The organism is Pseudomonas sp. SWRI179, assembly GCF_014268705.1.
GTDB classification, from domain to species: domain Bacteria; phylum Pseudomonadota; class Gammaproteobacteria; order Pseudomonadales; family Pseudomonadaceae; genus Aquipseudomonas; species Aquipseudomonas zanjanensis.
Window position 1 is genome coordinate 24,250 of record NZ_JABWRA010000060.1, and the last position, 11,395, is coordinate 35,644.

At 62.4% G+C, this 11,395-nt stretch carries 10 protein-coding genes and 3 tRNA genes; 1 reads left to right on the forward strand and 12 read right to left on the reverse strand.

The window, feature by feature from the left end; translation table 11 throughout:
- Nucleotides 1-130: 130 nt before the first annotated feature.
- Nucleotides 131-1,414 carry an FAD-binding oxidoreductase gene (locus HU767_RS25110; RefSeq protein WP_186730746.1) on the forward strand — a complete coding sequence of 428 codons (1,284 nt, stop codon included), beginning with the start codon at nucleotides 131-133 and terminating at the stop codon, nucleotides 1,412-1,414.
- Between the two features lie 193 nt (nucleotides 1,415-1,607).
- Here the strand turns inward: HU767_RS25110 and HU767_RS25115 are convergent.
- From HU767_RS25115 to truA, 12 genes are all read right to left on the reverse strand, one after another.
- Nucleotides 1,608-1,684, reverse strand: a tRNA-Asp gene (locus HU767_RS25115).
- 89 nt (nucleotides 1,685-1,773) lie between these two features.
- Nucleotides 1,774-1,850, reverse strand: a tRNA-Asp gene (locus HU767_RS25120).
- A 58-nt stretch (nucleotides 1,851-1,908) separates the two neighbouring features.
- Nucleotides 1,909-1,984: transfer RNA gene (locus HU767_RS25125), tRNA-Val, on the reverse strand.
- A 169-nt stretch (nucleotides 1,985-2,153) separates the two neighbouring features.
- Nucleotides 2,154-2,927, reverse strand: coding sequence for an SDR family oxidoreductase (locus HU767_RS25130; RefSeq protein ID WP_186707446.1), 774 nt, complete (start codon nucleotides 2,925-2,927; stop codon nucleotides 2,154-2,156).
- A complete protein-coding gene (locus HU767_RS25135) occupies nucleotides 2,924-4,135 on the reverse strand; it encodes an O-succinylhomoserine sulfhydrylase (RefSeq protein ID WP_186730747.1) in 1,212 nt (403 codons plus the stop codon). The genes HU767_RS25130 and HU767_RS25135 overlap by 4 nt, the downstream gene beginning before the upstream one ends.
- Nucleotides 4,136-4,192: 57 nt before the next feature.
- Nucleotides 4,193-5,698 (reverse strand): amidophosphoribosyltransferase, encoded by a 1,506-nt coding sequence (gene purF / locus HU767_RS25140; RefSeq protein WP_186707444.1) that lies wholly within the window; start codon nucleotides 5,696-5,698, stop codon nucleotides 4,193-4,195.
- A gap of 40 nt (nucleotides 5,699-5,738) precedes the next feature.
- The gene (locus HU767_RS25145; RefSeq protein ID WP_030142022.1) at nucleotides 5,739-6,299 is read right to left on the reverse strand and encodes a CvpA family protein; all 561 of its coding nucleotides are present in this window, start codon (nucleotides 6,297-6,299) and stop codon (nucleotides 5,739-5,741) included.
- Between the two features lie 89 nt (nucleotides 6,300-6,388).
- Nucleotides 6,389-7,060 (reverse strand): SPOR domain-containing protein, encoded by a 672-nt coding sequence (locus HU767_RS25150; protein ID WP_186707443.1) that lies wholly within the window; start codon nucleotides 7,058-7,060, stop codon nucleotides 6,389-6,391.
- Nucleotides 7,044-8,351: a bifunctional tetrahydrofolate synthase/dihydrofolate synthase gene (gene folC, locus HU767_RS25155; protein WP_186730748.1), complete on the reverse strand. Its 1,308-nt coding sequence runs from the start codon at nucleotides 8,349-8,351 to the stop codon at nucleotides 7,044-7,046. The genes HU767_RS25150 and folC overlap by 17 nt, the downstream gene beginning before the upstream one ends.
- Nucleotides 8,348-9,268: an acetyl-CoA carboxylase, carboxyltransferase subunit beta gene (gene accD / locus HU767_RS25160; RefSeq protein WP_003179765.1), complete on the reverse strand. Its 921-nt coding sequence runs from the start codon at nucleotides 9,266-9,268 to the stop codon at nucleotides 8,348-8,350. Before accD ends, folC begins: the two co-directional genes overlap by 4 nt.
- Before the next feature lie 265 nt (nucleotides 9,269-9,533).
- Entirely contained in the window at nucleotides 9,534-10,157 is a 624-nt protein-coding gene (locus tag HU767_RS25165) for a phosphoribosylanthranilate isomerase (protein WP_186730749.1), read from the reverse strand.
- 63 nt (nucleotides 10,158-10,220) lie between these two features.
- On the reverse strand, nucleotides 10,221-11,045 hold the full coding sequence (gene truA / locus HU767_RS25170; RefSeq protein WP_003203852.1) for a tRNA pseudouridine(38-40) synthase TruA: 825 nt from the start codon (nucleotides 11,043-11,045) through the stop codon (nucleotides 10,221-10,223).
- Nucleotides 11,046-11,395 lie beyond the last annotated feature (350 nt).

Below are 11,395 nucleotides of genomic sequence, written 5' to 3' on the forward strand. Positions count from 1 at the left end.
ACCTAACCCTATGAATATGCAAAATATTTAATTTCCCTGCCGCAACGAAGAATCGGGGGTGGCTGGCGGCCGATTTTTATCTCGGGTAGGATCGTCGCATTCGTAAAAAATATAAAACAGAGGTTCCAGAATGACGAACACATCCTACCCAGCGTCCTATTACGCCGCATCGGCCAACCCGGCGCCGTCGCGCCCTGCCCTGCAGGACGATGTCGAAACCGATGTGTGCGTGATCGGTGCGGGGTATACGGGGTTGTCTTCTGCGCTGTTTTTGCTGGAGAACGGTTTCAAGGTCACCGTGCTTGAGGCCGCCAAAGTTGGCTTTGGCGCTTCGGGTCGCAACGGCGGGCAGATCGTTAACAGTTATAGCCGCGACATTGATGTGATCGAGCGCAGCGTCGGTCCTCAGCAGGCGCAGTTGCTGGGCAACATGGCGTTCGAGGGTGGACGGATCATTCGCGAGCGGGTGGCGAAGTATCAGATTCAGTGTGATTTGAAGGACGGCGGTGTATTCGCCGCCCTCACCGCTAAACAGATGGGCCACCTGGAGTCGCAGAAGCGTTTATGGGAGCGTTTCGGTCATACCCAGCTGGAACTGCTGGACCAGCGACGCATTCGCGAGGTGGTGGCTTGCGACGAGTATGTGGGCGGCATGCTCGATATGAGCGGCGGGCATATTCATCCGCTCAACCTGGCGCTGGGCGAAGCGGCGGCGGTGGAGTCGCTGGGTGGGGTGATTTATGAGCAGTCGCCTGCGGTGCGCATCGAGCGTGGCGCCAGCCCGGTTGTGCATACGCCGCAGGGCAAGGTCAGGGCCAAGTTCATTATCGTGGCCGGTAACGCTTACTTGGGCAATCTGGTGCCGGAGCTGGCGGCCAAGTCGATGCCTTGCGGTACCCAGGTGATTGCCACCGAGCCGCTGGGAGAAGAGTTGGCCCGTAGCCTGCTGCCGCAGGATTATTGCGTCGAAGACTGCAACTACTTGCTCGACTACTACCGACTGACAGGCGACAAGCGTCTGATCTTCGGCGGTGGCGTGGTATATGGCGCGAGGGATCCGGCGAACATTGAGGCGATCATTCGGCCGAAGATGCTCAAGGCGTTCCCGCAGCTCAAGGACGTGAAGATCGATTACGCCTGGACCGGCAATTTCCTGCTGACGCTGTCGCGTCTTCCGCAGGTCGGGCGGCTGGGGGATAACATTTATTATTCCCAGGGCTGTAGCGGTCACGGCGTGACGTATACGCACTTGGCAGGCAAGGTGCTGGCCGAGGCGCTGCGTGGGCAGGCTGAGCGTTTTGATGCGTTTGCGGACCTGCCCCACTACCCCTTCCCCGGCGGTCAGTTGTTGCGTACGCCGTTTGCGGCGTTGGGGGCTTGGTATTACGGGTTGCGGGATAAATTGGGGTTCTGAGGCCACCTACAACAAGGGCTGCTACGCAGCCCAGCGGGAGCAAGCTCCCTCGCCACAGAATCCAACCCATAGATCGCAGTACGCCGAAAACAAAAAACCCCGGTCTTTCGACCAGGGTCTTTGCTATCGACTAGAAGGAGCTTTGCAGCTTTCTTCCTAGCTTCAAGGCGTTCAGTGGGCCTCGAAGCAGATATGGCGCAGCGGACGGGACTCGAACCCGCGACCCCCGGCGTGACAGGCCGGTATTCTAACCGACTGAACTACCGCTGCGTATCGCTATGGACTTGCGTCCAGTTAACTCCTCTGATCAAAACCCTTGGGTCTGGATCTCGAACCAGGCGAACCTGCTTCGGAAAATATGGCGCAGCGGACGGGACTCGAACCCGCGACCCCCGGCGTGACAGGCCGGTATTCTAACCGACTGAACTACCGCTGCGCGTCGGTGGAGGCTTTTGACAGCTTCCGTCTTGCTTTCGCAAAACTCTCGTAAAACATGGTGGGTGATGACGGGATCGAACCGCCGACATTCTGCTTGTAAGGCAGACGCTCTCCCAGCTGAGCTAATCACCCTTTGCTTCGTTGAGGCCGCGAAATTTACGCAGGTACCGAAGCTAAGTCAATAGCAGCGTTGGATTTTTTTCAAAAACAGTTTCAAGCGGCAAGCGCCAAGCTACAAGTAAAAGCACCGGACCCGCACCACGCTGCTTGCAGCTTAAAACTTGCCGCTTGCAGCTGCCCCTCACTCATAAATCATTTTCTTGGTCATGCCACCGTCCACCACGAACTCCTGCCCCGTGACAAAACCGGCATTGCGCGACAACAGCCACGCCACCATCGCCGCTACGTCCTCTACCGTCCCTACCCTGCCCGCCGGATGCTGGGCGTGATCGGCGTCGGTCAGGGGTTGCGCGCGACGTTGGGACGGATCCCGTGCATCGATCCAACCGGGGCTGACAGCGTTGACCCGGATCTCCGGCCCAAGGCTGATTGCCAGGGCATGAGTCAGGGCCAACAGGCCGCCCTTGCTCGCCGCATAGGCCTCGGTGTCGGGTTCCGATTGCGCAGCGCGGGTCGAGGCCAGGTTGACGATGGCGCCGTTATGGGCGCGCAGGTACGGTGCGCAGTGCTTGGCCAGCAGCATCGGCCCGCCCAGGTTCACCGCCAGGACCCGATTCCAATAAGCCAGGTCCAGGCTTTCGAGGGTGATGTTGTGCGGGTCGGCGATGGCCGCGTTGCACACCAGCGCGTCCAGCCGCCCGAACTGTCCAAGCACCTCGGCGATACCGGTGGCAACCTGCCCTTCATCCGCCACGTCCATGGCAATGAACCAGGCATTGTCACCCAGGCTCTTCGCCACCTTGGACCCGCGCTCGCGATCCAGATCGGTCAGCACCACCTGCCAGCCTTCACAAATAAGCCAGGCGGCAATGCCCAGGCCAATGCCCCGTGCGGCGCCCGTAACCAGTGCAACCCGGCCATGAGTGCCGCTCGGCGGCGTAGCCAGCTCGATCACAAGGCCGCCAACCCGCGAGCCAGGTCGACTTGCAGGTCCGCCACATCTTCCAGGCCGACCGCAACACGGATCAGGCTGTCACGAATACCCGCCGATTCACGTTCCTGGGGCGACAGGCGACCGTGGGACGTGGTGCTCGGGTGGGTAATCGTGGTCTTGCTGTCGCCCAGGTTGGCGGTGATGGAGATCAACCGGGTCGCGTCGATGAAGCGCCAGGCGCCCTCCTTGCCGCCCTTGACCTCGAAGCTCACCACCGCGCCGAAACCGCGTTGCTGACGCAGGGCCAGGTCATGTTGCGGATGGCTCTTGAGGCCGGCGTAGTGCACTTTCTCGATGCCGTCCTGCTGCTCCAGCCACTCGGCCAGGGCCTGGGCGTTGGCGCAATGGGCTTTCATGCGCAGGCCGAGGGTTTCCAGGCCCTTGAGGAAGATCCAGGCGTTGAACGGGCTGAGGGTCGGCCCAGCGGTGCGCAAGAAGCCCACCACCTCTTTCATCTGCTCGCCACGGCCGGCCACCACGCCGCCCATGCAGCGACCCTGGCCGTCGATGAACTTGGTTGCCGAATGCACCACCACGTCCGCGCCCAGCTTCAGCGGTTGCTGCAGCGCCGGGGTGCAGAAGCAGTTATCGACCACCAGCATGGCGCCCTTGGCGTGGGCGATTTGCGCCAGTGCGGCGATGTCCACCAGTTCGGCCAGGGGGTTGGAAGGCGACTCGACGAAAAGCAGCTTGGTATTGGCCTTGATGGCAGCATCCCAAGCGGACAGGTCCGCCAGGGGCACGTAGTCGACTTCCACACCGAAACGCTTGAAGTATTTTTCGAACAGGCTGATGGTCGAACCGAAGACGCTGCGCGATACCAGCACATGATCGCCGGCACTGCACAGGCTCATCACCACGGCCATGATCGCGGCCATGCCGGTGGCGGTCGCCACGGCTTGCTCGGCGCCTTCCAACGCGGCGATGCGTTCTTCGAATGCACGCACGGTCGGGTTGGTGTAGCGCGAGTAGACGTTGCCCGGCACCTCGCCGGCAAACCGCGCCGCGGCGTCGGCGGCGGTGCGGAACACGTAGCTGGAGGTGAAGAACATCGGATCACCATGTTCGGCTTCCGGTGTACGGTGCTGACCCGCGCGAACCGCCAGGGTATCGAACGCTACGCCTTCAAGGTCGCTGTCCAGCCGACCGGCATCCCAATCCTGACTCATGCTGCCACTCCTGTAATCGGTTAAACGCAAACCGGCCCCTCGGGGCCGGTTGGTGACTCAGTTGTTGTACAGATCGATGATCGCACTGACCGCCTGGGTCTTGGCCTTGGACGCATCGTTACGCGCGTTCTCGATCCTGTTCAGGTAGACCTCGTCGATGTCGCCGGTGACGTACTTGCCGTCGAATACCGCGCAATCGAACTGCTCGATCTTGATCTTGCCGCCGCCCACTGCTTCGATCAGGTCCGGCAGGTCCTGGTAGATCAGCCAGTCGGCACCGATCAGGTCGGCCACGTCCTGGGTCGTGCGGTTATGCGCGATCAGCTCGTGGGCACTCGGCATGTCGATGCCGTAGACGTTCGGGTAGCGCACGGCCGGGGCCGCGGAGCAGAAATATACGTTCTTGGCGCCGGCTTCACGGGCCATCTGGATGATCTGCTTGCAGGTGGTGCCACGGACGATGGAGTCATCCACCAGCATCACGTTCTTGCCGCGGAATTCCAGTTCGATGGCGTTGAGCTTCTGGCGTACGGATTTTTTCCGTGCGGCCTGGCCCGGCATGATGAAGGTCCGGCCGATATAGCGGTTCTTCACGAAGCCTTCGCGGAACTTGACGCCCAGGTGGTTCGCCAGTTCCAGGGCCGCGGTGCGGCTGGTGTCCGGGATCGGGATGACCACGTCGATGTCGTGTTCCGGACGCTCGCGCAGGATCTTGTCGGCCAGCTTCTCGCCCATGCGCAGGCGCGCCTTGTAGACCGAGATGCCGTCGATGATCGAGTCCGGACGCGCCAGGTAGACGTGCTCGAAGATGCACGGGGTCAGGGACGGGTTGGTCGCGCACTGACGGGTGTGCAGCTTGCCATCTTCAGTGATGTAGACCGCTTCGCCCGGGGCCAGGTCGCGGATCAGGGTGAAACCCAGCACGTCCAGGGACACGCTTTCCGAGGCGATCATGTACTCGACGCCTTCGTCGGTGTGACGCTGGCCGAACACGATCGGACGGATGCCGTGGGGATCGCGGAAACCGACGATGCCGTAGCCGGTGATCATCGCCACGACTGCGTAGCCGCCCACGCAACGGTTGTGCACGTCGGTCACGGCGGCGAACACGTCTTCTTCGGTCGGCTGCAGCTTGCCGCGCTGGGCCAGCTCATGGGCGAACACATTGAGCATCACTTCCGAGTCGGAACTGGTGTTGACGTGGCGCAAGTCAGACTCGTAGATCTCCTTGGCCAGCTGCTCGACGTTGGTCAGGTTGCCGTTGTGCGCCAGGGTGATGCCGTAAGGCGAGTTGACGTAAAACGGCTGGGCTTCAGCCGACGTCGAGCTGCCCGCGGTCGGATAGCGCACGTGGCCGATACCCATGTGGCCGACCAGGCGCTGCATGTGACGCTGGTGGAACACGTCACGCACCAGGCCGTTGTCCTTGCGCAGGAATAACCGGCCGTCATGGCTGGTCACGATACCGGCAGCGTCCTGGCCGCGGTGCTGGAGCACGGTTAGCGCGTCATACAGCGCCTGATTGACGTTCGACTTACCGACGATACCGACGATGCCACACATGCGACGCAACCCCTACTTAATGGATCTGAACTGAACACACTTACTGCGGCGTTTTGGCCGTCGGCAAGAGGTGTTCCTTGAACGGTATTTCAGCGGGTACGCTGATACCGCTGGCAAGCCACTGACTGCTCCAACCCAGGATCAGGTTTTTGGACCAGTCTGCGACCAATAGAAATTGTGGCACGAGCCGGGACTCCTGCCACCACGTATCCTGCTGTACCGGCCCCAGGCTCAAGAGCCCGACGGCCACGACCACCAGCAACGCGCCACGCGCCGCGCCGAAGGCCATGCCCAGGAACCGGTCCGTCCCGGAAAGCCCGGTGACGCGAATCAGTTCGCCGATCAGATAATTGATCATTGCGCCCACCAGCAAGGTGGCGATAAACAAGATGGCACAGCCCGCGATCACGCGGGCCGAGGGAGTTTCGATGTATCCGGCGAGGTACTGGGACAGCGAACCACCAAACATCCAGGCGACGACTCCCGCGATGATCCAGGTCAGCAGCGAGAGGGCTTCCTTGACGAAGCCGCGGCTCAGACTGATCAATGCGGAGATGGCGACGATCGCAACGATCGCCCAGTCAACCCAGGTAAATGGCACGGTGCAGCCTACAGACGGATAAGGCGGCGCATTTTAGCAGAGCGCAGGGCTGTCGGTAAGCTGCGTGATTCAAATCAGCTAAAACGCTGTCAGCCGCGCTCTGGCTGGAAGCGCACCACGAAACCCTTGAGGTTCTGCTGGCGGCTGAGCAGGTCACGCAGGCGGTCGGCCTCGGCGCGCTCGATCAGCGGACCGACGAACACCCGGTTCTTGCCATCGGCGGAACGGATATAGGCGTTGTAGCCCTGGCTGCGCAAGGTTTTCTGCAGGTTCTCGGCACTTTCGCGACTGGTCAGGCTGGCCAGTTGTACCGACCAACTGACCGACAGGCCATTGGCATCCACACGGCTCTGGGTCGTGTCCGGCTTGGCCGGAGCAGCGGTGATCGGCTGGCTCGGGGCCGGCTTGACCGCCGGCGTCGCCGGAACAGGCACGGGTGCGACAGACGGTTTGCTTGGCGCGGCGGGAGCCGGCGTGGCAGGCGCAGGTGCAATCGGCGTGGAAGGCACAACAGGTTGCTCAGCCAGTTCCTCGTCGCTTGGCACAGGCTCTTGAGGCAACGCCTGGGGCTCAGGCACGACCACGGGCTCGACCTGTACGGGCGGCATCGAAGGCGCCTGGGGGGCGGCTGGCGCGTCGACCGTGACCTGGCGCTGCTCGTCCTGACGGGAAAACAGCATCGGCAGGAAAATCACCGCCAGGGCCACCAACACCAGGGCCCCGACCATGCGCTGCTTGTACGCCTTATCCAGCAATGCCATCTGCAGCTTCCTCCGTGGAGCGCCGGGCCAACCATTGAAGGGCCTCGGCAACACAAAAAAATGATCCGAACAGCAGGATTTCATCATCGGCCGTCGCCAGGGCACACTGCCCTTCCAGGGCGGCGGCCACGCTGGAGTAGGCTTGCACTGAAGCGCCATGACGCTGCAAAGCGCCGTGCAACTCAGCGGCCGTACGCGTGCGCGGCGAATCCAGCGGCGTCACCGCCCAGTGCTGGACACTAGCATTCAACGCCTCGACAACGCCATCCAGATCCTTGTCGGACAGCAGTCCGAACACCGCCAGGCGCCGCCCTGCCACGGGCCGTCGCGCCAGGCGCTCGGCCAGGTACTGCGCCGCATGGGGGTTATGGCCGACGTCCAGCAACAGGTTCAGGCGCTTGCCTTGCCAATCGAACTGACGGCGATCAAGGCGCCCGACCACACGAGTCGCCTGCAACGCCTGGACAATTTGCCCGGCTTCCCAGGGCAAGCCGAGCAACAGGTAGGCCTGGAGCGCCAGCGCGGCGTTTTCCATCGGCAGGTCCAGCAGTGGCAGATCGCGTAACTCCACCGGATTGCCGCGCGGGTCAGTGCCGCGCCACTGCCAATGCTGTTCGGTCATCGCCAGGTCGAAATCCCGCCCACGCAGAAAGAACGGGCAACTGAGCTCGCGGACCTTGTCCAGCAATGGCTGGGGAGGATTGAGATCGCCACAGAGTGCAGGCGCTCCCTGGCGAAAGATGCCGGCCTTCTCGAAGGCCACGGATTCGCGGGTATCGCCCAGGTAATCGGCATGGTCCACGCCAATGCTGGTGACCAGTGCGATATCGGCGTCCACCAGGTTGACCGTGTCCAGGCGCCCGCCCAGGCCGACTTCCAGCACCACGGCATCGAGACCGGCACGGGCAAACAACCAGAACGCCGCCAGGGTGCCCATCTCGAAATAGGTCAGGGTTGTATCGCCTCGCCCGGCTTCCACCGCGGCAAAGGCTTCGCACAGCTGGGCGTCCGTGGCTTCGACGCCGTTCACCTGCACCCGCTCGTTGTAGCGCAGCAGATGTGGCGAGCTGTAGACACCGACGCTCAGCCCCTGGGCCCGCAGCAGCGAGGCCACGAAGGCGCAGGTCGAACCTTTGCCATTGGTGCCGGTGACGGTGATCACCTGGGGTGCCGGCTTGGCCAGTCCCATGCGGGACGCTACCGTTCGCGAGCGCTCCAGCCCCATGTCGATGGCTGTTGGATGCAACTGCTCGAGGTAGGCAAGCCAGTCGCCCAAGGTGCGTTGGGTCATAGCCCGGCAGGCACTGGCGGAACGACGATCGGCTCGATCGGCGCGGCGACGAACTTCGGCGTCGGCAGCCCCATCAGTTGCGCCAGCAGGTTGCCCAGGCGCGGACGCAGCTCCTGACGATGGATGATCATGTCAATGGCGCCGTGCTCCAACAGGAATTCACTGCGCTGGAAGCCTTCCGGCAGTTTTTCACGCACGGTCTGCTCGATCACACGCGGCCCGGCAAAACCGATCAGGGCTTTCGGCTCGCCGACGATCACGTCGCCCAGCATCGCCAGACTGGCGGAAACACCACCGTAGACGGGGTCGGTCAGCACCGAAATGAACGGAATGCCTTCTTCACGCAGACGCGCCAGCACCGCGGAGGTCTTGGCCATTTGCATCAGGGAGATCAGTGCTTCCTGCATCCGCGCACCGCCGGAAGCGGCGAAGCAGATCATCGGGCAACGGTTTTCCAGGGCATGGTTGGCGGCGCGAACGAAACGCTCGCCGACGATGGCGCCCATGGAACCGCCCATGAAGGAGAACTCGAAAGCCGAGACCACCACCGGCATGCCCAGCAAGGTGCCGCTCATGGACACCAGGGCGTCTTTTTCACCGGTCTGCTTCTGGGCAGCGGTCAGGCGATCCTTGTACTTCTTGCCGTCACGGAATTTCAGGCGATCCACCGGCTCCAGGTCGGCGCCCAGCTCCACGCGGCCTTCCGCGTCCAGGAAGATATCGATACGGGCACGCGCGCCGATGCGCATGTGGTGGTTGCACTTGGGGCAAACGTCCAGGGTCTTTTCCAGCTCGGGACGGTACAGCACCGCCTCGCAGGATGGACATTTATGCCACAGACCTTCAGGCACCGAGCTTTTCTTCACCTCGGAACGCATGATCGAAGGGATCAGTTTGTCTACCAACCAGTTGCTCATGCTTTCTTTCTCCAGTACCGGCGGCCCGAACGCTCTGGTTCGCGGCCCCGCGTATGCCCTTGAGCTAAATTCATTGTGCGGCGAGGGTCGAACGGCCACCACGGTCAGCGCGAAACATGACCTGCGTGCAGCCCAACCTCCTCTGCCATCCCGGCAACCGCTGCACCGCGGTTGCCCCTACGCTATCGGCCCACCCGAAGGCGGTGCCTGCCTGCTTTGTACAGTGCAGGTATGGACGGCGGCAGTCTGCCAGCCGTCACATTGACTACTGGCTGTTGCGAACAGCAGCCAGGAATGCACGAATCTTTGCCGGATCCTTGATGCCCTTGCCCTGCTCCACCCCGCCACTCACATCCACCGCATACGGGCGAACCTGGCGAATGGCCGAGGCGACGTTTTCCGCCGTCAAGCCACCGGCCAGGATGATCGGCTTGCTCAGCCCTTGTGGCACCAGCGACCAATCAAAGGCTTCGCCGGTACCGCCGGGCACGCCTTTCACATAGGTGTCCAGCAAGATGCCGCTGGCACTGGCAAAGGCTTCGCAAGCGGCGGCGATGTCGTCACCGGCCTTGACCCGCAACGCCTTGATGTACGGACGATGCCAGCCTTCGCAATCGGCCGGGGCTTCATCGCCATGGAACTGCAACAGGCCCAGCGGCACCGCATCGAGGATCTCACCCAGCTCGCAACGACTGGCATTGACGAACAACCCTACCGGGGTCACGAACGGTGGCAGGGCCTGGATGATCGCCCGCGCCTGCTGCACCGTCACCGCCCGCGGGCTCTTGGCGTAGAACACCAGCCCGATGGCATCGGCCCCGGCCTCGACCGCCGCCAACGCGTCCTCGACGCGAGTGATCCCGCAAATCTTGCTGCGAACGACCGGCATGGTGGCTAAAACCTCGGGCAAATCCTTGAAAGTCCCGGATGGTAACAAATGCTGCGGAGGGCGTCAGCCGTCAAGTTCCGAGAAGCCCGTGAGGAAATGTGGCCCGATGTAACGCTCTGGCAGTTCGAATTCATCGCGATATTCGACCTGCACCAGATACAAGCCAAACGGGTGCGCCGTGACGCCACCGGAACGGCGAATGCGACTGTCGAGCACTTCCTTGATCCATTCCACCGGCCGCTCGCCGGCACCAATGGTCATCAGCACGCCGGCAATGTTGCGCACCATGTGATGCAAGAAGGCACTGGCGCGGATGTCGAGCACGATCATCTTGCCGTGACGGGTCACCCGCAGGTGATGCAACTCCTTGATCGGCGACTTGGCCTGGCACTGGCCGGCACGGAAGGCGCTGAAGTCGTGGACGCCGACCAGGTATTGCGCGGCCTCGGCCATGCGCTCGACATCCAGTGGCCGGTGGTTCCAAGTGATCTCTTCGTTCAGGTGCGCCGGGCGGATCTGGTCGTTGTAGATCACGTAGCGGTAACGCCGGGCGATGGCCTTGAAGCGCGCGTGAAAATGCGCCGGCATCACCTTGGCCCAACTGACGCTGACGTCGTGGGGCAAGTTGATGTTCGCGCCCATGACCCAGGCCTTCATCGAGCGCTCGACCTGGGTGTCGAAATGCACCACCTGGCCACAGGCATGCACACCGGCATCGGTACGGCCAGCGCAATGCAGCGACACGGGTGAATCGGCGACTTTGGACAGTGCGTTTTCGAGGGTTTCCTGCACCGTCAATACACCAGACGCCTGGCGCTGCCAGCCACGGTAGCGCGAGCCTTTGTATTCAACGCCCAGGGCGATCCGGAAAAAGCCGTCGGCCGCCATTTCGGCGGCCGGGTTGTCTATGTTTGCCAAGGAATTACAGCCTGCTGAGGTACGCAAAGGCGGGCATTATAAGGCCGGCTGGGCGGGATGCCAGTGCAATAGATGGCCCTGTGGTGAATGGACTGACGCCATCGTCGGATCGCCGCCCGGAGCAAGCTCGGCTCCCACAAGGATTTGTTAACGCCGCAAACCAATGTGGGAGCGGGCTTGCTCGCGAAGACGGCGGTACAGTCAACATTGATGTCGCCTGACACATTGCCTTCGCGAGCAAGCCCGCTCCCACACCTATCGGCTTAAACCCGACAATCTCACGCCAAGCGCGACAACATCTCCTGCGCTTCGCTCTTCTG

Excerpts from the sequence above, each read along its gene's own strand:
- HU767_RS25110 (WP_186730746.1), top strand. The coding sequence starts at position 131 with ATGACGAACACATCCTACCCAGCGTCCTATTACGCCGCATCGGCCAAC.
- HU767_RS25135 (WP_186730747.1), bottom strand. The coding sequence starts at position 4,135 with ATGAGTCAGGATTGGGATGCCGGTCGGCTGGACAGCGACCTTGAAGGC.
- purF (WP_186707444.1), bottom strand. The coding sequence starts at position 5,698 with ATGTGTGGCATCGTCGGTATCGTCGGTAAGTCGAACGTCAATCAGGCG.
- HU767_RS25150 (WP_186707443.1), bottom strand. The coding sequence starts at position 7,060 with ATGGCATTGCTGGATAAGGCGTACAAGCAGCGCATGGTCGGGGCCCTG.
- folC (WP_186730748.1), bottom strand. The coding sequence starts at position 8,351 with ATGACCCAACGCACCTTGGGCGACTGGCTTGCCTACCTCGAGCAGTTG.
- accD (WP_003179765.1), bottom strand. The coding sequence starts at position 9,268 with ATGAGCAACTGGTTGGTAGACAAACTGATCCCTTCGATCATGCGTTCC.
- HU767_RS25165 (WP_186730749.1), bottom strand. The coding sequence starts at position 10,157 with ATGCCGGTCGTTCGCAGCAAGATTTGCGGGATCACTCGCGTCGAGGAC.
- truA (WP_003203852.1), bottom strand. The coding sequence starts at position 11,045 with ATGGCGGCCGACGGCTTTTTCCGGATCGCCCTGGGCGTTGAATACAAA.